Annotated in this window: 18 protein-coding genes; 8 read left to right on the top strand and 10 right to left on the bottom strand. The window is 68.5% G+C overall.

What is annotated here, in order from left to right; translation table 11 throughout:
• Positions 1 to 183 precede the first annotated feature (183 nt).
• The 4 genes from cobT to ABOD76_RS21290 all read right to left on the bottom strand — a co-directional run bounded on the left by cobT (position 184) and on the right by ABOD76_RS21290 (position 3,563).
• Positions 184 to 1,272, bottom strand: a complete 1,089-nt coding sequence (gene cobT, locus ABOD76_RS21305; protein WP_380129774.1) for a nicotinate-nucleotide--dimethylbenzimidazole phosphoribosyltransferase — start codon at positions 1,270 to 1,272, stop codon at positions 184 to 186.
• Positions 1,272 to 1,844 (bottom strand): bifunctional adenosylcobinamide kinase/adenosylcobinamide-phosphate guanylyltransferase, encoded by a 573-nt coding sequence (cobU, locus tag ABOD76_RS21300; RefSeq protein WP_350245371.1) that lies wholly within the window; start codon positions 1,842 to 1,844, stop codon positions 1,272 to 1,274. The genes cobT and cobU overlap by 1 nt, the downstream gene beginning before the upstream one ends.
• A 366-nt stretch (positions 1,845 to 2,210) precedes the next feature.
• Positions 2,211 to 2,777 carry a histidine phosphatase family protein gene (locus ABOD76_RS21295; RefSeq protein WP_350245370.1) on the bottom strand — a complete coding sequence of 189 codons (567 nt, stop codon included), beginning with the start codon at positions 2,775 to 2,777 and terminating at the stop codon, positions 2,211 to 2,213.
• A gap of 12 nt (positions 2,778 to 2,789) precedes the next feature.
• The gene (locus tag ABOD76_RS21290; protein ID WP_350245369.1) at positions 2,790 to 3,563 is read right to left on the bottom strand and encodes an adenosylcobinamide-GDP ribazoletransferase; all 774 of its coding nucleotides are present in this window, start codon (positions 3,561 to 3,563) and stop codon (positions 2,790 to 2,792) included.
• 56 nt (positions 3,564 to 3,619) lie between these two features.
• Here ABOD76_RS21290 and ABOD76_RS21285 point away from each other — a divergent pair, with 56 nt between their 5' ends.
• The 3 genes from ABOD76_RS21285 to ABOD76_RS21275 all read left to right on the top strand — a co-directional run bounded on the left by ABOD76_RS21285 (position 3,620) and on the right by ABOD76_RS21275 (position 7,372).
• Entirely contained in the window at positions 3,620 to 4,954 is a 1,335-nt protein-coding gene (locus tag ABOD76_RS21285) for an alpha-glucosidase/alpha-galactosidase (RefSeq protein WP_350245368.1), read from the top strand.
• 207 nt (positions 4,955 to 5,161) lie between these two features.
• Positions 5,162 to 6,097, top strand: a complete 936-nt coding sequence (locus ABOD76_RS21280) for a DUF808 domain-containing protein (protein WP_350245367.1) — start codon at positions 5,162 to 5,164, stop codon at positions 6,095 to 6,097.
• A 141-nt stretch (positions 6,098 to 6,238) separates the two neighbouring features.
• Positions 6,239 to 7,372, top strand: a complete 1,134-nt coding sequence (locus tag ABOD76_RS21275) for a PQQ-dependent sugar dehydrogenase (protein WP_350245366.1) — start codon at positions 6,239 to 6,241, stop codon at positions 7,370 to 7,372.
• A 152-nt stretch (positions 7,373 to 7,524) separates the two neighbouring features.
• Here the strand turns inward: ABOD76_RS21275 and ABOD76_RS21270 are convergent, their stop codons facing one another.
• Positions 7,525 to 8,946 (bottom strand): serine hydrolase, encoded by a 1,422-nt coding sequence (locus ABOD76_RS21270; protein ID WP_350245365.1) that lies wholly within the window; start codon positions 8,944 to 8,946, stop codon positions 7,525 to 7,527.
• A 53-nt stretch (positions 8,947 to 8,999) separates the two neighbouring features.
• The gene (locus tag ABOD76_RS21265) at positions 9,000 to 9,887 is read right to left on the bottom strand and encodes an SDR family oxidoreductase (RefSeq protein ID WP_350245364.1); all 888 of its coding nucleotides are present in this window, start codon (positions 9,885 to 9,887) and stop codon (positions 9,000 to 9,002) included.
• Between the two features lie 117 nt (positions 9,888 to 10,004).
• On the opposite strand from ABOD76_RS21265, the gene ABOD76_RS21260 reads away from it, so the two are divergent.
• Together ABOD76_RS21260 and ABOD76_RS21255 are read left to right on the top strand one after the other, a co-directional pair.
• Positions 10,005 to 10,577: a TetR/AcrR family transcriptional regulator gene (locus ABOD76_RS21260; protein ID WP_350245363.1), complete on the top strand. Its 573-nt coding sequence runs from the start codon at positions 10,005 to 10,007 to the stop codon at positions 10,575 to 10,577.
• Between the two features lie 131 nt (positions 10,578 to 10,708).
• A complete protein-coding gene (locus tag ABOD76_RS21255; RefSeq protein WP_350245362.1) occupies positions 10,709 to 11,056 on the top strand; it encodes an HU family DNA-binding protein in 348 nt (115 codons plus the stop codon).
• 88 nt (positions 11,057 to 11,144) lie between these two features.
• Here the strand turns inward: ABOD76_RS21255 and ABOD76_RS21250 are convergent, their stop codons facing one another.
• Entirely contained in the window at positions 11,145 to 11,747 is a 603-nt protein-coding gene (locus ABOD76_RS21250) for a YczE/YyaS/YitT family protein (protein WP_350245361.1), read from the bottom strand.
• 580 nt (positions 11,748 to 12,327) lie between these two features.
• Here ABOD76_RS21250 and ABOD76_RS21245 point away from each other — a divergent pair.
• The 3 genes from ABOD76_RS21245 to cphA all read left to right on the top strand — a co-directional run bounded on the left by ABOD76_RS21245 (position 12,328) and on the right by cphA (position 17,721).
• Positions 12,328 to 13,401, top strand: a complete 1,074-nt coding sequence (locus tag ABOD76_RS21245; protein WP_350245360.1) for an SRPBCC family protein — start codon at positions 12,328 to 12,330, stop codon at positions 13,399 to 13,401.
• Positions 13,398 to 14,606, top strand: a complete 1,209-nt coding sequence (locus tag ABOD76_RS21240; RefSeq protein WP_350245359.1) for a zinc-dependent alcohol dehydrogenase — start codon at positions 13,398 to 13,400, stop codon at positions 14,604 to 14,606. The genes ABOD76_RS21245 and ABOD76_RS21240 overlap by 4 nt, the downstream gene beginning before the upstream one ends.
• A 397-nt stretch (positions 14,607 to 15,003) precedes the next feature.
• Positions 15,004 to 17,721, top strand: coding sequence for a cyanophycin synthetase (cphA, locus tag ABOD76_RS21235; RefSeq protein WP_350245358.1), 2,718 nt, complete (start codon positions 15,004 to 15,006; stop codon positions 17,719 to 17,721).
• A gap of 50 nt (positions 17,722 to 17,771) precedes the next feature.
• On the opposite strand, the gene ABOD76_RS21230 is transcribed toward cphA, so the two are convergent.
• The 3 genes from ABOD76_RS21230 to ABOD76_RS21220 form a co-directional block, all read right to left on the bottom strand.
• On the bottom strand, positions 17,772 to 18,482 hold the full coding sequence (locus tag ABOD76_RS21230; protein ID WP_350245357.1) for an amino acid ABC transporter permease: 711 nt from the start codon (positions 18,480 to 18,482) through the stop codon (positions 17,772 to 17,774).
• A 58-nt stretch (positions 18,483 to 18,540) separates the two neighbouring features.
• Positions 18,541 to 19,302: a transporter substrate-binding domain-containing protein gene (locus ABOD76_RS21225; protein ID WP_350245356.1), complete on the bottom strand. Its 762-nt coding sequence runs from the start codon at positions 19,300 to 19,302 to the stop codon at positions 18,541 to 18,543.
• Between the two features lie 334 nt (positions 19,303 to 19,636).
• Entirely contained in the window at positions 19,637 to 20,902 is a 1,266-nt protein-coding gene (locus ABOD76_RS21220; RefSeq protein ID WP_350245355.1) for an ABC transporter substrate-binding protein, read from the bottom strand.
• Positions 20,903 to 21,007 lie beyond the last annotated feature (105 nt).

The following is a 21,007-nucleotide window of genomic DNA, read 5'->3' as shown; positions in this document are numbered from 1 at the left end:
CTGCAGCGCCCTGCGATGAACGGGGGCTGGTGCCACCAACCCTGCGTCTACCCACGGCGGCCCTATCACTGAGCAGAACCCGAGCCGGTCCGCGTCAGGCGCTTAGAACGCTCCCCCGGCAGCTGGGCGCTGGCAGAAGACGACCACTCGGAACCCCAGCGTCCGGCAATCCGGTTCCTCTGGTCAGGCGCGGTCCGGGACCTGTGCCTCGGCGAACGTTCGCATCTCGCGCAGAGCGGCGGCGGCGCTCATCAGCATCGGCACAGCCAGCACACCGCCGGTGCCCTCACCCAGCCGCAGGTCGAGGCGGAACATCGGACGCAGGCCCAGGTGTGCGAGCTGCGCGGCATGGCCGACCTCCGCACACTCCCCCGCGGCAAACAGGTAATCACGCAGCGCCGGAGCAAGGGCCATCCCGGCAAGCGCCGCGCTTCCCTCCACAAAGCCGTCCAGGATGATGGCCCGCCGCTCCGCCGCTCCCTTCAGCATCATGCCCAGCATGCAGGCGATCTCCAGGCCGCCCAGGTCGGCCAGCACCCCCAGTGGGTCGGTGGGCACGCTGCCCCCACGCGCCAGCGCCGCCTCGATCACCGCCTGCTTCCGGGCCAGGGTGGCGTCGTCCACGCCGGTACCCCGACCGGTGAGGCCCGGCACCTCCCGCTGCAGCAGCCGGGCGGTCACGGCGCTGGCGGGCGTGGTGTTGCCGATGCCGAGCTCGGCGGGAATCAGAAGGTCGGCGCCGTTCCGGATGGCTTCGGCCGCCAGCGCTGCTCCGGCCAGGATCGCCTGGATCACCTCGTCCCGGGTCAGGGCCGGTTCATGCCGCAGGTTGCGGGTGCCGCGCCGGACCTTGACGCTGATCAGGGCCGGATGATCCGGCAGGGTGGCGTTCACGCCCACGTCCGCCACATACACCCGCGCCCCCACCGTGCGGGCCAGGGCGTTGACCGCCGCGCCCCCGGGACCAAAGGGCGTGTCGGCCAGAAAGTTGGCGACCATCGCGGGCGTGACCTCGGGTGGATAGGCACTGACCCCTTCGGCCACCACGCCATGGTCACCCACCGCCACGATCACGGCCGCGCCCCGTGGCGCCGGGGTCGGCGTGCCGAACACCCCGGCCAGCCGGACGCTCAGGTCTTCCAGCAGGCCCAGCGCTCCGGTGGGCTTGGTGAGCTGCGCCTGCCGCTCCCGCGCCCGCTGCATGGCCTGCTCATCGGCGGGCAGGATGGAGGCGATCAGGGTCTTGAGGGCCTCGTACGGATGAACATCCATCATGAACATCTCCCTTCCTGAGCGGAGCCAGGAGCTGCACCGCCATGCTCCTTGAGCTGCAGTGGCAGGCCGCTGACCAGCATCCAGGCTTCGTCGCTGTCGGCCGCCACACGCTGGTTGACCCAGCCGAGCACGTCGCGGAAGCGCCGGGCCAGCGGATTGTCCGGCACGATGCCCAGCCCCACCTCGTTGCTGACCACCACCAGCGGACCTCGGCGCCGGTGCCGGGCCGCAATCAGGTCGTCGGCGGCGCGCAGCATCGCCTCGTCACTGTCGCCGCGCAGCATCTGGTTGCTGACCCACAGGCTCAGGCAGTCGAGCAGCACCACGCCGGACACGCGCTGTACGGCCTCCACCACCTCCAGCGGCTCCTCCAGAGTGTGCCAGCCGGCCGGCCGGTCAGCGCGGTGACGGCGGATCCGGTCAGCCATCTCGTCGTCGAAGGCCTGGGCGGTCGCCAGATACGTTACCTGTCCGCCGTCAAGAGCGCTGGCCCGCTGTTCGGCGTACCGACTCTTCCCGCTGCGGGCGCCGCCCGTCACATAGATCAGGCTGTTGATGGGCGGGGTCAATTGCGATCACCAGACGGCATCAGGCAGCCGAGAGGATCGAGGCGAGTGCGGCCATTCCGCAGGCAGGGACGGTTGAACATCAGGCTCCAGCGTGCAGGCAGACTCATCCGGGAAGGCGCACGAAAACCGCCCGGGCGCGGGCCAGGGCGGCCCTGTCGGTGACGGACAGTCCAACTTCCCGAATCCCTTAGGTAACGGGAGACGAACGCCCAGAGCGGGCGTGCTGACCTGAGGGGCATTCAAACAGATGCCTCCAGACCGGCAAGGCACATCCGGCTGCGGAACAGCGCCGGACGCTCACCGGGCTTCCCCGTGCGGACCTGCTGCGGTTGGGCGGGCTTCAGGCCCCCGGAGGCTAGCACACCCTCACCCCGGCCCCGGGCCGAGACGGACCAGCCACCACGCCTGCTCCGACCGCCGCAGATGCACCACGCCGCAGGTCGGGAGCTCGGCGGCCCGCAGCCCGACGGTCAGCCGCAGCGCCGCCAGCACCGGGCCAAGGTGCGTGAACGCCAGCACCGTTCCGGAGAGCGGCAGGGTCTGCAGCCACTCGTCTATCCGGGCATGAAAGGCCTCGCCGCTCTCCCCCTCCGGTGGCCCATCCGGCGCGGCCGGGTCGCTGAGGGCCGTGACCCAGCCGGCCGGCGTCGCGCCGTACCGGGCCTCCAGTTCGGCCCAGGTGTGGCCCGCCATCACCCCGAAGTGCGCCTCGGCCAGCGCCGGGCTGACCTGCACCGGGAACCGTCCGGCCTGTTCAGCCGTCTCGCGTGCCCGGCGGGCCGGCGAACTGTACACGCGTCCTTCCGGCAACACCAGCGCCTGCGCCTGACGGCGACCGTCCGGGCTGAGCGGCGGGTCCTCGTCTTCGGCGGGGTAACGGCGCTGACGGTTGGCCAGCGTCTGTCCGTGCCGGATCAGGTACAGGTCAAGCATGGCGCGTCCGGGTCAGCGGCCCCATTGCAGCGCCAGCAGGACCGCCAGTTCCGCCGCGATGATGCAGCTGCCGTACACGTCGCCGTTGATGCCGCCGCCCAGCCGGCCCGCACAGAAGCGGGCGACCAGCAGCGCCGCCAGCAACGCGCTGATCAGCGCGGCGAGGAACGCGCCACTGGTCATCAGCTGCAGACCCGGGAGCAGCAGGACGGGGGCCGCGACCAGCAGCGCCGTGCCCCAGCGGCCCTCGCGGGAGCGTGCGCCGATGGAGACGGTGCGGGCCGCCGGGAACACGTTCATGGGCACCAGCACCACGGTCCGGGCGAGCACCGCCGCGAGCAGCAGGTCCGCCGGGCGGGCGGCCCCCAGCAGGCTCCACCACGTCAGGAGGATCAGTCCGCCGGTGGCCAGCCCGAAGGCGCCGATGTGCACGTCGCGCAGGATCTCCAGCCGCCGCTCGGGCGAGGCCATCGCGAACACCGCGTCGGCCGTGTCGACCAGACCGTCAAAGTGCAGCAGGCCGGTGGCGGCCAGCCCAGCCGCCAGCACCAGGGCCGCGTGGACCCCGGGCGCGACCGGCAGCGGCGCCCACAGCAGGAGCGCGCTCAGGCCGCCGATGGCCCAGCCCGCCAGCGGGTAGAAGCCACTGGCCCGCGCGAATTCACCGTCCTGGAGGTCGTTCAGGTGGGGGAGCGGAAAGGTGGTCAGGAAGGTGAGCGCAAGGTGGGCTGGCCGCACGACCTGGGTCCACACGGCGGACCTCGCAGGCAGCTGAGAAGGGGACATACTGTCCGATGATAGCCGGCGTCTTTCAGGCCCATCCGCAGTTCAGGAGGTTCCGCATGACCAGCCCCAGCATCGCGATGATCGGCGCGGGCAGCACGGTGTTCGCCAAGAACCTGCTCGGCGACATCCTCAGCTTCCCCGAACTCGCCCACGCCGACATCCGCCTCTTTGACATCAATCAGGAACGCCTCGACGTCACCGAACAGGTCGCCCACCGGGTCGCCAAGGCGGCCCAGGCCACCCCCACCGTCACCGCCACCACCGACCGCGACCGCGCCCTGGACGGCGCGGACTTCGTGATCAACATGATCCAGGTCGGCGGCTACCAGCCGGCCACCGTCACCGACTTCGAGGTGCCCAAGCAGTTCGGTCTGCGCCAGACCATCGCCGATACGCTCGGCATCGGCGGCATCATGCGCGGCCTGCGCACCATTCCCGTCCTCGTGGACATGAGCCGCGACATGGAACGCCTCTGCCCGGACACACTGCACCTGAATTACGTCAATCCGATGGCCATGAACATCTGGGGCCTGAGCCGCCAGAGCGCCATCCGCACGGTGGGGTTGTGCCACAGCGTGCAGCACACCGCCGAAGAACTCGCGCGCGACCTGGGCCTCCCCGCCTCGGAGATCGACTACCTGTGCGCCGGCATCAACCACATGGCCTTCTACCTCAAGTTCGAGCATCAGGGGCAGAGTCTCTACCCGCGCCTGATGGACCTCGCCGAGTCCGGGCAAGTGCCGGCCACCAACCGGGTGCGCTACGAAATGCTGCGCCGGCTCGGGTATTTCGTGACCGAGAGCAGCGAGCACTTCAGCGAGTACGTTCCGTACTTCATCAAGCGTGGGCGTGAAGACCTGATCGAGCGCTTTGGCGTGCCGCTCGACGAGTATCCGCGCCGCTGCGTGGCGCAGATCGGCGGGTGGGAGGAGCTGCGGGTGAAACTCCAGAACCCCGACGAGCCGCTGGAGGTGAAACGCTCAGTGGAGTACGGCTCGCTGATCATTCACAGCATGGTCACCGGCCAGCCGCGGGTGGTGTACGGCAACGTGATGAACAGCCCAACGGTGGGCAGCGGCAAACTCATCAGCAACCTGCCGGACGAGTGCTGCGTGGAGGTGCCGTGCCTGGTGGACCGCCAGGGGGTGCAGCCGACCCGCATCGGCCGCCTTCCCCCGCAGCTCGCTGGCCTGATGCAGACGAACATCAACGTGCAGGCGCTGACGGTGGAGGCGCTGGTGACGGGCAAGCGCGAGCACATCTACCATGCGGCGATGCTGGACCCGCACACCAGCGCCGAGCTGGACCTGGACCAGATCTGGGCACTGGTCGATGCCCTGCTCGCCCAGCACGGTGCCTTCATTCCCCAGGCCTTGCAGGCTGCCGACTGACCGCGCGGCGGCTGACGGGAAGCCAGAGCGTCATCCGGCGGAGCGGTCCTGGCCCAGGCAGTCACCGGACCCGCTGGCCCTTCATAGCCACCGCCGACACCCCAGCATGACCTCAGCCGCCTGATAAGCTGGCCGCCACATGGACCCCTCGCACACTTCCGGCTTGAGCTTCTTTCCCTGCCGTCCGCACTGGCCCGGAGCCGGGCGATGAGCGGGGGTCTGGTGGCGTTGCTGGATGATGTGGCCGCCATCGCCAAACTCGCTGCCGCTTCCGTTGACGACATTGGGGCCGCCGCCGGCAAGGCGAGTGTCAAGGCGCTGGGCATTGTCGTGGACGACACCGCCGTCACGCCCCGGTATGTCACGGGCTTCACGCCGGACCGCGAACTGCCGATCATCTGGCGGATTGCGCGGGGTTCGCTGCGCAACAAGATCGTTTTTATCCTGCCGGTCGCCCTGCTGCTCAGTCAGTTCCTTCCCTGGGCGATCACCCCGATCCTGATGGTGGGCGGCGCGTACCTGTGCTACGAGGGCGCCGAGAAGGTCTATGAGGCAGTTGGGGGCCACGCCTCGGCGCACGGTCCGGAAGCGGCCACCGGGACCGGCCAGGCGCACGAGGATCAGATGGTGGCGGGCGCCATCCGCACCGACCTGATTCTTTCCGCAGAGATCATGGCCATCTCCCTGTCGTCCGTCACGGATCAGCCGTTCCTTTCGCGGGCGCTGAGCCTGGTGGTGGTGGCCGTCCTGATTACCGTGCTGGTGTACGGTGTGGTCGGCCTGATCGTGAAGGTGGACGACCTGGGCCTGCGCCTGGCCAGGGGCCGGTCAAGCGGGATGCAGGCGTTCGGGCGAGCGCTGGTTCGCGGCATGCCCGCCGTGCTGGCCGGGCTGTCGGTGATCGGCACCGCCGCGATGCTGTGGGTCGGCGGCCATATCCTGCTCGACGGTCTGGAGAAGGTGGGGGTGGGCGGGCCGATGCACACGCTTGATGAGGCCGCCGAGTCGGCGGCCCATGCCGTGCCTGCGCTGTCCGGGCTGGTCCACTGGCTCGTCGAGACGCTGGGCTCGGCGCTGGTCGGGTTGGTGGTCGGGTTGCTGATAGTGGGCGCCATGCATCTCCGGCCCCGCCGCGCACACTGACGAACCGGAAGCGGCGGCGAGCCAGCGGATCTGCCTCCGGCATGTGCAACCGTGGCCCGGGCTACCAGCCTGGGTGCACATCTGGCCGGATCTTTACGCGGCTGGCTCAGAGAACTCATGCTGCAGCCCTCTTCTGGAATCATGACCTCAAACCGAAGGAAGCGGCTCAGCGGACTGTTGCTCGGCCTGCTCGGTGCGCTCAGCGCCTGCGCCGTCGTCACCGGTCCGCAAACGGCGGCCCCCGACCTGGGCCTGACCCTCCCCGCCGGGTTCCACGCCACCCTCTACGCTGGCGGGTTCAAGAAACCGCGCCTGATGGCGACGGCCCCGAACGGAGACACCTTCGTGGCCGACGCGGAGACAGGCGAGGTGATCGCCCTGCTGGACCGGAACAATGACGGTCAGCTGGACAGTCAGCAGGTGTACGCCACTGGCCTCAACAAGCCGAACAGCCTGGCGTTTCACGGCGGCTCTCTGTACGTGGCCAACACGGACGGGATTGTCCGGTTTCCCTATGCCAGCGGCGACGTCAAGGCCAGCGCGGCGCCCGAGCAGGTCGTGGACCTGCCGGGCGGCGGCCTGCACTCGTCGCGGACGGTGGTATTTGGCCCGGATGACCACATGTACGTGGCTGCAGGCAGCGACTGCAACGTCTGCGAGGAAACGGACCCGAAACGTGCCTCGGTATGGGTCTACAACGCGGATGGCAAGAACGGCCGGCCGTTTGCCACTGGGCTGAGAAACGCCGTGGGCCTGGAATGGTTCGGCGATACCTTCTACGCCACTGTCAACGGCCGGGACCTGGCGGGAAACAACACGCCGCCCGAGTCGTTCTACACGCTTCAGGACGGCAAGAACTACGGCTGGCCCTATTGCTATCCGGTGGCCAGGGCGGCCCCGCAGACCTGGGACAAGGATTTCGGCAAGGGAGATCCGGGCGCCTGCACTGCGGCACAGCCCGCCATCGCGACCACCACGGCCCACTCCGCACCGCTCGGGCTGGCCTTCTACACCGGTCAGGCGTTCCCCGCAGCGTACCGGAACAAGATGTTTGTGGCTCTGCACGGGTCCTGGAACCGCTTTCCGCCGTCGGGGTACAAGGTCATCACGGTGGATCCCCAGACCGGCGAGACCGCGGACTTCATCACCGGGTTCCTGAACGGCGTGACCACTTCCGGACGACCGGCGGACCTTCAGATGACCGCGGATGGCGCGCTGCTGCTGACCGACGACAGCAACGGCCTGATCTACCGAATTTCGTATTCGGCGCTGTAAAGCAGGATAAGAAGGTAAGGCGGTGTCCCGATCCCGGTGGGTCGGCTTCCTAGCGGTCCACGGCTGCGCCTCCTGGGCTCACGCACTGAAGACATGAACTCCAGGCACAGCTGCGCCCCCCTGTGGGCTGAACTTATGTGGCTGGCTGGAGCTTATGGACGTTCATCTGCACGGGTCAGCCGCTTGAACACACTCGCAATCCAGGCGGTCACCAGCGGCTTCTGAGCCTGGAGCGCCTGCACATCGTGGGTGCGGCTCTGGTGATTCATGTAGGCGTAGGCCACGTACTGCCCGTCCGGGGTCTGCACCAGACCCGTCAGGTTCAGCAGGCCCCAGTCCACGCCGGATTTCGCGCCCCAGTAGCGGTAGCCGGCCTTGCTGTCCGGTCGGCAGCACCCATCCTTCATCAGGTCCCAGTACAGCCGGTTCTGCGCGGCACTCAGGCCATTGCGAAGGTACGCGTGGCTGATCAGATCCACCATCTCGCGCGGGGTGGTGCGGTTCTCCACCTGCCAGACGATTCTCGGATCATAGCCGCCCTGGTCGAAGTGGTCGAGCGCCGCGTTGAGGCGCCCAACATCCACCTGCAGCGACGCCAGCACCGCCCGGCGGGCCAGCGCCCGGCGGGTCGGCTCGTCGGCGGTCATCAGGGGCGCGGTCGCGGCGAGCAGGTGAGCTGGACCGAACAGCTTTGGCAGCAGACCCGTCTGCACCGACCAGTACGCCTTGGTAGGCATCAGCACGCTGGTGGCGCAGGTGCCCACGCTGTTCACCAGGTCCTGGACCCGGTCCGGCGTGGTGGCGCGCATCAGGATGTCGGCCGCCGTGTTCTCCGAACGGCTGATGCTGGCCGTGGCCAGCTGCAACACGGTCCGCGTGCCGGGCACATAACTCTCCAGCGAGCGGTTCTGCGGAGTGACGGTAAAGGTCTGGCTGAGGCTCAACCGCCCGGCATCCACGTCGCGCAGCACCGACCACAGAACCAGCTGTTTGAAGGTGCTGGCCATCGGATGGACCGCGTCCGGGTTGAGCATCGCCACCCGCAGCGGCTTTAAGCTCACCGGATCAATCACGGCGGCCATGAAGCTGACGTTGCCGGTCACCCCGACGGGCAGCTTCAGCGGCAACGACGGGACGGCCGAGGTGTCCGGGACGCCCGGGCACGCCGCCGCCACCGGCTGCGGAATCAGCGCGGGACCGGACGCCTTGACTGGGGACGTGGCGAGGACGTCCACCACCACCCGGAAGGGCTTACCGTCACCCGCCGGCAGGGTCAGCAGCTGGAGCGGATGGCCCGGTGCCTGCACCTGAATCGTCGTGCCCGCCACGTCTACCGTCACGGTGCCCGCCGCCGTCTGCAGCCGCCGGCGTTCCGGCACCGGACGGGCGCCGCTCAGCTCGATGCTCAGGCCCAGGGACGTGACGTGACCGGCCGCCCCGGTGGCCTGCGGCACGTCAAACACCAGACGGGTCGAGCCGGGGTGCTCGGCGAACCGCACCTGGGCGGCCCCACTGGTCAGCAGGGCGCAGGTCATCAGCGAAACGATCCTGCGGAGTGGGGAGGGGCGCAACATGCCGCGCCAGTGTAGCGTGTGGCAGGTGCGGCCGAAGCCGGCGCCCAGCCGCTTCAGGCGAAGTAGTGTCCCTGGTCGAGGTCGTCAATGAGCCCGGGCTGGTCCGGCTGCCAGTGGAGCAGGGCGCGGGTCAGGGCGTTCGAGGCTGGAGCATCCGCCGCCAGAAAGGCGCCCAGCCAGCCGAAGTGCGCGGCGGCCTCCTCCGGCGCAATGGCGCGCACTGGAACATCCAGATGCCGTCCGACCACCTCGGCGACGGTTCGGATCGGGACGCCTTCCTCCGCTGCGCCGTGCAGCACCGAACCCGCCGGTGCCTGTTCCAGCGCGAGGCGGAACAGGCGCGCCGCATCGAGCCGGTGCACCGCCGGCCAGCGGTTGGTCCCGTCACCCACGTATCCGGAGACGCCCTTCTGGCGGGCAATCTTGATCAGCACGGAGATGAAGCCCTGATCCCCCTGGCCGTGGACCGTCGGCGAGAGCCGCACGACCGACGAACGCACGCCCTGCGATGCCAGGCCCAGCGTCGCCTCGGCCGCCGCCATGCGCGGGTGACCGGCGGCCGCGGGGCGGTCCTGTTCGGTGGCGACCCGGCCGGGGGCCAGCCCCACCAGTCCGGAGGCGATCACCAGCGGCCGGTCCGAACCGGCCAGGGCGGCCCCGAGCGCCTCGATGGCGCTCCGGTCGGCCTGCGCCGCCGCCTCCATCTGCGAGAAGTCGTGGATGTAGGCGAGGTGGATGACGCCGTCGGCCGAAGCGGCGCCGGCGTGCAGACTCGCCAGGTCTTCCAGGGAGCCGGGCTGCACCTGGGCACCGGCGGCAACAAGTGCCACCGCCGCCGCATCCGAGCGGGCCAGCCCCACGACCTGATGGCCCGCCCCGATGAGCTCAGGAATCACTGCCGAGCCGATAAAGCCTGATGCACCGGTCACAAATACACGCATGGTTGATCCTCCAGAGGTTGGCCGGCCCTGTCAGCAGGTCGCCGGCGCACGATGACAGTCACTGACATCAGCAGCATACACCTGATGACAGCGGCTGTCATCAGGTAGAATCGGGACATGGGTCGGTGGGGGCCAGACACGCGCGGCCGGCTGGAGCGGGCGGCCATGGAGCTGTATCTCCAGCAGGGCTTCGAGCAGACGACCGTGGCCGAGATCGCGGAGCGGGCCGGGCTGACGGAACGGACCTTCTTCCGGCACTACACCGACAAGCGGGAGGTGCTGTTCAGGGGTGCCGGTCGCCTGCAGGCGCTGGTAGTAAACACTGTCCTGGCTGCGCCCGCTTCGGCCGCGCCCATCGAGGCGGTGGCCGCCGGCCTGGAGGCGGCCGGCGACGTGTTCCAGGGCGACGTCGAGCGGGCCCGGCTGCGACAGACGGTCATCACGGCGAACCCGGAATTGCAGGCGCGCGAGTTGAGCAAACTCGCCACCCTCGCGTCCGGCATCGCGGCGGCCTTGCGTCAGCGCGGCACGCCGGACCTGACGGCCGATCTGACAGCGGAGGTCGGCGTGGTGGTGTTCCGGGTAGCTTTTGAGCGCTGGATTGGTGGCGCTGGCCCGCAGGACTGGACACTGCTGATCGGGAGCCTGCTGGGTGAGCTGAGAGTCGTTTTGGGCGGTGCCCAGGCGTAAGTGGACCGCTGCAAACCGTCATGCTAGCCGCCTGGGCTGAAACCGGCGTCACGCGACTGCACCAACACTCGATGATGGATCTGAGCGGGTGGCCAGTTGCACGATGGCAGGCAGACGAGCACACTGCAGGCATGACCAGACGCAAGAACGACACCGTCCCCAAGTCCACCGCCCCCGCACCGGCGGCAGAAGTCGGAGACGCCGGCAAGCTCGGAAAGGCCCTGCTGGTCGAGCAGGTCACCGAGGCCACCGGGCTGACCCGTCAGCAGAGCGACGCGGCCGTCAGTGCCGCCCTGCAGGTAATCGTGGACGCCCTGAGCAGCGGCAAGACCGTGGGCCTGCCGGGCCTGGGGACCCTGAGCGTCAAAACGACCGCGGAGCGGCAGGGCGTGCGGCCCGGCACCAGCGAGCGCATCACCATCCCAGCCGGCAGGAAGGTGGCCTTCAAGGTCGCCAGCACCCTCAAAGCCAGCCTGTAAGGGCAGCTCAGACGTCAGGCGGTGCTTAATGCACCGCCTGACGTCTGCTGTAGGGAAAGCGGCGTTCTAGGGCCCTCGCAGTCCGCCTTCAGGCTTCCTGTGGGATGGGCGACGTTTCCGGCACCGCAAACAGCGGAAGCAGCGGCTGAACCAGCGGGCCGATCAGCAGGGCGTACGCGACCGTGCCCACGCCGACCGAGCCGCCCAGCAGCCACCCAGCTGCCAGCACGCTGAGCTCGATGGCAGTCCGCACCACCCGGACCGGCCGTCCGGTGCGGCGGACCAGGCCGGTCATCAGGCCGTCACGGGGCCCCGGGCCCAGCCGCGCGCCGATGTAGGCAGCAGTGGCCACAGCGTTCAGAAGGACACCGCACGGCAGCAGAATGATCCGTTCGGTCAGGGACGAGGCCGGAGGGAGAAGCGACAGCGTCACATCCACCACCGAGCCGACGACGAGGACATTGAGCACGGTGCCCAGTCCGGGCCGCTGACGGATCGGCCACCAGAGCAGCAGCACCACCGCACCCATCACATTGACGACCGTCCCGATGCTCCAACCCAGGTGACGGGCCAGCCCCTGGTGAAACACGTCCCACGGGTCGAGGCCGAGGTTGGCACGCAGCATCAGGGCCAGCGACACACCGTACAGCGTGAGGCCGAGCAGCAGTTGAAGCAGTCTTCGGGGCAACATGGGGCTCAGCATCGGCGGAACAGGCCTCCTTTTCCAGGGCCTGCTGTCGGGAGGGGTTCCAGGGAGCCGGTCCGGGGACGCAATTTGCCGGATGAGCAGCAGTGGTCCGGGCCTCCAGGGTGCCACGGACTGCGCTCAGGGGGCAGTCCCGGAGTGCGGGCTTCTCAGGCAATCGGGGCTGTCGATGGTTCAGTCTGTCTTTCAAGGGGTCCGGAGGCGCGAGTGAGCGGCACGAGCATGGTCTGAAAGGCCGGCTCAGGCCTGATGAATCTGGTTCATGGGTCTGGGACCTAAAGCCTCCCCGCTCTTTCGTCATCGGCGGTCATATGCGGGTTCGCTCAAGCAATGGCTTCTGGGACTTCGCCCTGCTCTCATCAAGCCAAACATCAGAAGAGTATCAATAACAGCAGCCCTGAGCGGGCTCCACAGCAAGCAATACACCAGGTTTGCATATGAACCGGAACCCCGTTGTTGAGTTCCGGCCTCCTCTGTCTTCGCTCAACGCGAACCAGACGGGCCACGGGCTCGAAGCTGGGCCGTCTGCGTTCACCGGCAGCCACCACCAGGGAGGTCAGACCCCATGAATAGTGCAGAACGCACCGCAAGGCTGCTCGGCGGATACAGCGTGGCCCTTGGCAGCGCCGAGATCTTTCTCGGCGCCGCACTCGCCCGCCGTCTCGGCATGCTCGACCGCACGGCGCAGATCCAGCTGTATGGCGCCCGCGAACTGGTCAGTGGCGCCCTGATCTTTGCGCGGCCACATCCGGTGGCGGGCGTGTGGTCACGGGTCGCAGGTGACCTGCTTGACATCGGCACGTTGCTCCCCCGCCTGAAGGCGGACAATCCGCACCGCGGCGGGGCTGCCGTGGCGCTGGGCATGGTCACCTTGACAGCAGTGGCGGATCTCTGGTGTGCCCTGCAGCTCAGCGCCGCTCCGGAGGAGACGGGCGTGCGCGGCACGGTCAGGAAACTGGTCCGGCAGGAAACGCCTCCGTCCACCTTCAACCGCGTCGCGCCCGGCCTGCTCATCGCCACAGCGGCGGGGGTCGGGGCGTATCTGGCGCTGCGGGGGTCCAGCGCGCCGCTGCCGGAGAACCTGGCGGCCCGGAAGGACCGCCAGCCGAAGGACGGCATCGAGGTGGAACAGGCCATCACCCTCTCCCTGCCGGTCGAGCAGGTGTACAGCTTCTGGCGCAAGCTCGACACCCTGCCGCAGTTCATGACCCACCTGGAGCAGGTGGAGGTCAAGGGAGAGGGGCAGTCGCACTGGGTGGCGAAGGGACCGGCTGGCACCCGGGCCGAGTGGGACGCCGAGATCACGGAGGACGTGCCGAACCAGCGGCTGGCGTGGCGCAGCGTCGAAGGCAGCAGCGTGCCCAACGAAGGAAGCGTCCAGTTCCGTGCCGCGCCCGGGAACCGGGGGACCGAGGTGCGGGTACGCCTGACCTACCGCCCGCCGGCCGGCGCGCTGGGGGCGGCCTTCGCCCGGCTGTTCGGTGAGGAGCCGCATCAGCAGATCAGCCAGGACCTGCGGCGGCTCAAGCAGCTGCTCGAAACGGGCATGGTGCCCACCAACGAGGGGCAGTCCAGTGGCCGCAAGACGCCGCTTGGTCGCGGCCTCGCTCAGATGTACGACAACCGGAGGACCGGATGAAGGCACTCGTGTGGCAGGGCATCAACCGCGTGGGCATCGAGACGGTGCCGGACCCGACCATTCTGCAGCCGACCGACGCGATCGTGCGCATCACCAGCACCGCCATCTGCGGCTCGGACCTGCACCTGCTGGACGGGTACGTCCCCAGCATGGTGCCGGGCGATATCCTGGGCCACGAGTTCATGGGTGAGGTGATGGAGGTCGGCAAGGGCGTCCGCGACATCAAGGTGGGCGACCGGGTGATCGTGCCGTTCCCGATCGCCTGCGGCAAGTGCTGGTTCTGCCAGCAGGGCCTGACCTCGCTGTGCGACAACAGCAACGACAATGCCAAACTGGCCGAAACGATGTTCGGGTACGCGCCCAGCGGCATCTACGGCTACTCCCATCTCACCGGCGGCTACGCGGGTGGGCAGGCCCAGTTTGCCCGCACGCTCTACGCCGACGCCAACCTGTTCAAGATGCCCGAAGGCGTGCCCGACGAGCAGCTCCTGTTCCTGACCGACATCCTGCCGACCGGCTACATGGCGGCCGTGAACTGCGATATTCAGCCGGGCGATACGGTGGCGGTCTACGGCTGTGGGCCGGTGGGGCTGTTCGCCATCATGAGCGCGTTCCTGCTGGGGGCCGGTGAGGTGATTGCCATCGACCGCTTCCCGGACCGGCTGGACATGGCGGCCAAGCTGGGAGCCCAGCCGCTGAACTACGAGCAGGAGGAGGTGCTGGCGTCGCTGAAGCTCCGCACCGGCGGGCGCGGCCCGGACTCCTGCATCGACGCGGTGGGGATGGAGGCGCACGGCACCGGGCCGGGCGGCCTCTACGACGCGCTGAAGCAGACGACCCGGATGGCGGAGAGTGACCGGCCTCATGCCCTGCGCGCCGCCATCATGTCGGTGCGGAAGGGCGGCACCGTGAGCGTCGCCGGGGTGTACGGCGGCCTCGGGGACAAGATCCCGCTGGGCGCGTTCATGAATAAAGGCCTGACGATGCGCACCGGCCAGACGCACGTGCACCGCTACGTCCCGAAGCTGCTGGAGCACATCATGAAGGGTGACATTGACCCGACTGTGGTGGTGACGCACCGGCTCAGTCTGGATGAGGCGCCGCACGGCTACGACATCTTCAAACACAAGCACGACCACTGCGTGAAGTGCGTGCTGGACCCGTGGGCGGAGGCGAAGCCGGACACGGGCGGCCACACGCACTGAGTAACGCGGGTCGGCAGCGGGCGGTACAGCCCTGGCGGGAAGAGGGAAACGAATCAGGTCGGTCCGGGCATCTATGCCCGGGCCGCTCGTCTGGGGAGGACTGGCCTGGGCTCGTTCCCCGTCGCCGACCCCACGGTTTAGCACCACCTCTTCAGCGTTCGTCTGGGCCCCTGCCCATCACCGGCACCACATCATTTCTGAACCTTTCCGGAGCTTAGCCAAATCCGGTGGCAGAGCCCAGATCGGTGCCGGATGATGCGGCTGGGAGAAGGGAAATTCCCTCCCGTTCCCTCTGGAGCCGGTCTCCCCAGTTCAGATTCATCAGCATGCTCACCCTAACCCCTCGGCGCAGGCACGTGACCTGCGCCGACAGACGTACCCGAAAGGAAGCTGCACCATGACCACCGATATCCGGCCCATGCAGGTACTCGAGCGCGGCGTGTATCGAGGGCCGCACCTGTACAGCACCCGGCCGATGATCCGCGTGATGCTGGACCTCGGCACGCTGGAGGCCTGGCCCACCCATCTGCTGCCCACCTTCACCGACCGGCTCCTGGCACTGCTGCCGGGCCTGGAGTCCCATCACTGCAGCCTGCAGCGGCCTGGCGGCTTCGTGGAGCGGCTGCGGGACGGCACCTGGCTGGGGCACGTGACCGAACACGTCGCCCTGGAATTGCAGCGGCTGACCGGCGCCACCGTGACCCGGGGCAAGACCCGCAGCGTGCGCGGACGGCCGGGCGTGTATCAGGTGCTGTACGCCTATGACGATGAGGCGGTCGGGCTGCTGGCAGGCCGGCTGGCGCTGCAGCTGGTGGACAGCCTGCTTCCGGACGACTTGCGGGGCGTGCAGGGCCTGGACCTGATTGAGGACGCGCCGCCTGCAGTCCCGGCGGCCGGAGCGCCACTGGAACTGGGGGACCTGCTGTCCCCATTGCAGCGGCTGGCCCGCCGCCGGGCCCTGGGCCCCACCACCGCGTCGCTGGTGAAGGAGGCGCGGCGGCGCGGCATTCCGGTCGCCCGGCTGGACGACGTGAAGATGGTGCTGCTGGGCACCGGACAGTACCAGCAGCGGATTCAGGCCAGCATCACCGGCCGCACGTCCCATATCGCGGTGCAGGCAGCCAGCAACAAGGTGGTGACCAAGACGCTGCTCGCGGAGGCGGAGGTGCCGGTGCCGCGCGGTCAGCTGGTCCGCAGCGCCGACGAGGCGGTGCAGGTCGCCCGGCGGCTCCGCACGCCGGTGGTCACCAAACCGTTCAACGGCCACCATGGCGAGGGCGTGAGCGTGGAGCTGAGCACTGAGGACCAGGTGCGCGAGGGCTACCGGCGGGCCGCCCAGTACGCGCCGCAGGTGGTGGTCGAGCAGTACTACCGGGGCAACGACCACCGGATTCTGGTGGTGAACGGCCAGGTCGTGGCGGTGGCCGAGCGGGTGCCGGCGCAGGTCACGGGCGACGGGCACCAGACCATCGGGCAGCTGATCGAGGAGGTGAACCGCGATCCGCGCCGGGGCTCTGGCCATGGTCAGGTCCTGACCCGCATCGAGGTGGACGACGCGCTGCTGGCGCTGCTGCCCAAGCAAGGCCTGACGCTGGAGAGCGTGCCGGCATCCGGACAGACGGTGGTGCTGCGGGAGACGGCCAACCTGTCCACCGGCGGCATCGCCATCGACCGCACCGACGTCATTCACCCGGACAACGCCTGGCTGGCCGTCCGGGCCGCCCGCGCCACCGGCCTGGACATCGCCGGCATCGACATGATCTCGCCCGACATCAGCCGGCCGGTCACCGAGACCGGCGGCGGGGTGGTGGAGGTCAACGCCGCGCCGGGGTTCCGGATGCACTTAGCGCCGTCCGAGGGCCAGCCCAGAGACGTGGCGCGGCCGGTCATGGCCATGCTATTTCCACGCGGCACGCCGTCCCGCGTGCCGATCCTGGCCGTGACCGGCACCAACGGCAAGAGCACCACCTCGCGGATGATCGCGCACGTGTTCCGCTCGCTGGGCCGCACGGTGGGCCTGACCACCACCAGCGGCGTGTACGTGAACAGTCAGCTGGTCACGGCCGGCGACGCCACCGGGCCCAGGAGTGCGCGGCTGGTGCTGCGGGACCCGTCGGTGGAGGTGGCGGTGCTGGAGACCGCGCGCGGCGGCCTGCTGCGCGAGGGTCTGGGCTTCGACCACTGTGACGTGGGCGTGGTGCTGAACGTGCAGGCGGACCACCTGGGCCTGAAGGGCATCGATACGCTGCAGGATCTGGCGCGGGTGAAGGGGGTGATCGCCCGTTCGGTGCACCGGCGCGGCACCAGCGTCCTGAACGCGGACGATCCGCTCACGGCCCGCATGGCCCGGTACGCGGGGGGCCGCCCGGCCTTCTTCTCGATCCAGGCGCCGCTGTCCGCGCCGCTGCGCCGCCACATCGAGGGGGGCGGGCTGGCCACCGTGCGCGAGGTTCAGGAGGGCCAGGACTGGATCGTGCTGTACCGGGGCGGCGAGCGGCAGCCGTTGCTCCCGACCGGCGACGTGCCCGCCACCCTGGGCGGCCTGGCCGAGTTCAACGTCCAGAATGCCCTGGCCGCCACGGCCGCCTGCGTCGCAGCGGGCGTGGAGCCCGGGCAAGTGGCCGAGGCGCTGCGGAGCTTCAGCACGTCCTTCGAGCAGTCACCGGGCCGCCTGAACGTCTACGACGGCCATCCGTTCCGGGTGGTGCTGGACTACGCCCACAACGAGGCGGGGCTCCAAGCGCTCGGCCAGCTGCTGCAGCGGATGCGGCCCCCGCAGGGGCGGCTGCTGGGTATGGTCAGCATTCCCGGCGACCGCCGCGACGAGGACATCTACCAGCTCGGCCGGACGGCGGCCGGCATCTTCGACGAACTGGTGTTCCGCGAGGCGCCGGACGGCCGGGGACGGCCCACGGGAGACGTGCTGGAAAAGCTCACCGAGGGCGCGCTGGCCGCCGGCTTCGCTCAGGACCGCATTCACCGGGTGCTGCGCGAGTCCGATGCGGCCGACACCGCCTTACGGCTGGCCCAGCCGGGCGACCTGGTGGTGCTGCTGCCCACCGACATCACCGGGGTGTGGCGGCAGGTACAGCAGTTCAACTCCTCAGGCGCCTGAGCTGTCCTGCCGGGCAGCACGGCTTTGCCATCCACACCACCCTGACCGGCTCATTCCGAGTCGGTCAGGGTCGTGATTACAGGAGGCTGGGGAGCGGCCACCGCCACCGCGTAGGGCCGGTTCAGCCGGCGTTCGATCAGGGCGAACAGCCGGGCCGCCGCGTTCGACAGCACGAAGTACACCACCCCCACCGCGAAATAGAGCGGCAGCGGCTGATACGTGATGCTGACGAGCCCACGGGTGGTGAGCAGCAGCTCCGTGACGGTGATGACCGACGCGAGGCTGGAATCCTTCAGCAGGCCGATGAACTGGTTGCCCAGCGCCGGAATGGCGATGCGGGTGGCCTGCGGCACCAGCACGTACCGCAGGGTGGTGCTGGCCGGCAGTCCCAGCGCGCGCGCCGCCTCCAGCTGACCGCGCGGCACCGCCCCCAGGCTGCCCCGGATGATCTCGGCGGCGTAGGCTCCGGCAAACAGGCTCAGGCCCAGCACCGCTGTGTGGTAGGCCGGCAGCGTGACATGGGTCAATTGCGGCAGCCCGAAGTACAGGAAGAACAGCTGGACCAGCAACGGCGTGCCTCGGAAGGTCTCGATGTAGATACCGGCGAGGGTCCGCAGCAGCCAGAGGCGCGACAGCCGGCCCAGGGCGGCGATCATGCCCAGCGTCAGCCCGAACACCGACGCGAGCAGCGTCAGCGTCAGGGTCAGCCGGGTCCCCTGCCACAGTGCCCGCAGCACGTCCGGCGTGAACAGCTGGCTCATACGAGCCTCCGGACCCGGCCGGTCCGCTCAAGAGGCCAGGACCCGGCCAGCATCCGGCTCAGGGAGCCTTGGGCGGCGTCACCACGTCGCTGCCGATCCACTTCTCGCTGATGCGCTTGAGGGTGCCGTCCTTGCGCATCGCGTCCAGCGCCTGCTCTACTGCCGCCTTCAGCTTCGGCTGATTCTGGCCCAGGCTGATGTACGGATTGTCCTGCTGCAGCACCGGACCGACCGCCTTGATTGGCTGGCCCTTCTTGGCGGCCACGCTGCCCACCGTCCGGGTGGTCACCATGCCGGCCGCGCGGCCCGACCCCAGCGCCAGGTACTCGTCCGGCTCACCCTGGAAGGTCACGATGTTGGCGTAGTTCTGGGCACGCAGGAACTTCTCGAAGGTGGTCCCCAGCGCCACGGCCACCGGCTTGCCCTTCAGGTCCGCCAGACTGGTGGCGGTGGAGTTGCGCGGCACGAACAGCTGTGCGCCGTCGTAGTAGTACGGCTGGCTCAGGAAGTCCACGGCCTTGGCGCGCTCCGGGGTCTTGCTCTGAGAGGCCACCGCCAGATCGAAGTTGCCTGCCTGCAGCCCGGCGACGATGGACGAGAACTCCGCCTTGATCAGCACCGGCTTGACCTTCAGCCGGGTGGCGATCTCGCGCGCCACGTCGGCATCGAAGCCTTCCAGGCCACCGCTCAGCGCGGGCTGGGAGAAGGGTGGGTAATCGCCCGACATCACGATGCGGATCTCGCCGCGCTTCTGGATATCCGCAAGTTCTGCGTGAACCGCACCCTGCAGGGCCAGCAGCAGCGTCAGGAGTCCGGGCACAACACGATGTTTATAAGCCATCTCATCACCCCATAAGTCGTTATGAATGACGCTGTACAGCGACTGCAGGCAAGCTACCATGTGTGTTCCGGCGAGATATTTATAAGGAATTGAGAGACAGGGTAAATTGTAGGCGCTGACACACTGGGCAGAGAGGGTAGAGGGGCGGGTCAACTCGGCTGCATGGTGAGCGCGGAAGCAGGACGCCCTTTTTCCACTGGTGTCTTGCTGGTCCCCCGGTACCGGCGGAAGCCAAAACTTTTCAGACAGCCGTCGCGCCTGGACGTTCATCCAGGCGCGATAGGCAACTCGGTTCAGATGTTGACGGTCCTGCTCAGCGAGCGGCGTCCTTCTTGGCGTCGGCGACCTGCTTCTCCAGCGAGGCCTGCGCTTCGTCCAGCGCGGCCTTGGGGTCCTTGCCGCGCAGCAGCACGTCGTCCACGGCCTTGTTGACGACCGTGTCGGCGGTGGGCGCGTACAGCGGGGCGAGGCTCACGTAGGTGTTCTTCAGGTTGTTGGCCAGCTTCAGGAAGTTGGGGTTCTTGTTGGCGAGGCGGGCCACCTGGTAGCCGGGCAGGTCGTTCTGCTCGGCCGCCCAGACCTTGGCGCCCTCGGTGGCCAGGTACTTGGCGAACGCGTAGGCCTGCTTCGGGTACTTGGTGCCGCGTGGCACCTCCACGTTGAAGCCGCCGCCCCAGCTGCTGTTGCCGTCCTGCTTGCCGTCCTCGGTCGGCACCGCCACGAAGCCGTAGCTCAGGTTGGGCGCGTTGAGCTTCAGGGTGCTGAGGTAGTTGCCGTTGCGCACCACCATCGGGACCTTGCCGGACATGAACTCGTCCTGGGCGCCGCCGCCGAACGAGGCCTTGAAGGCCGCGTAGTTGTTGGCGCCGTACTTGTCGGTCCACTTCTTCATCCAGGCCAGGACCTTGACGGCGGTGGCGTTGTTGGCGCGCGGGTTCTCGGAGGTCTTGTCCCATAGCGAGTCGCCGGCGTTGGTGACCCAGCCTTCGTACCCGAATTCACCGAAGTTCGGGTGGAAGCCCATGCGGGTGTAGCGGGTGCCGTCCTTCTTGTCAAGCTTGAGAGCGTAGTTCCACAGGTCGTCCCAGGTCTTGGGCGGCTTGTTGGGGTCCAGGCCCACCTCCTTGAAGGCGGCCTTGTTGTAGTACAGCACCCGGGTGTCGGTCACGAACGGCAGGGCGTACTGCTTGCCGTTGTAGGTGCCGGTGTTCCAGAGGTTCGGGAAGAAGCCGCTCTTGATCTGGTCGGCGCCAAGCGCGCTGAGGTCCAGGATCTGGTTTTTGGCGGCGCGCTGGCGGCTGGTGCGGATATCCAGCACCACCACGTCCGGCGCGTTGCCGGCCGCCACGCCAGCCACCGTCTTGGTGATGATCTGGTCAAACGGCACGCCGTTGTACTCCACCTGCACGTTCGGGTTGCGCTGGTTCCAGGTGTCGATGATCCGGGCGATGGTCGGCCGGCGCTGCTCGCTCAGCCAGTGGGCGGAGAACCTCAGGGTGACTTTCTGGGCCAGACTCGGCGCAGCGAAGGCGTTCAGGGCGATGAGCATGCTGGTAACCGCGAGGACTTTCCGCTTCATAGACTTCCTCCTGCGTTCTAAACAACGGGTCGATTGTGATTTCTTTTATTCTATTAAGAAACTAGGGTGCCGTCAAGGACGGCGCGGCGGGCAAGACCGTTTTCC

Origin of the sequence: Deinococcus sonorensis KR-87, from assembly GCF_040256395.1 — a bacterium.
GTDB lineage: Bacteria > Deinococcota > Deinococci > Deinococcales > Deinococcaceae > Deinococcus > Deinococcus sonorensis.
This window is presented reverse-complemented; position numbering and strand designations above follow the sequence as displayed.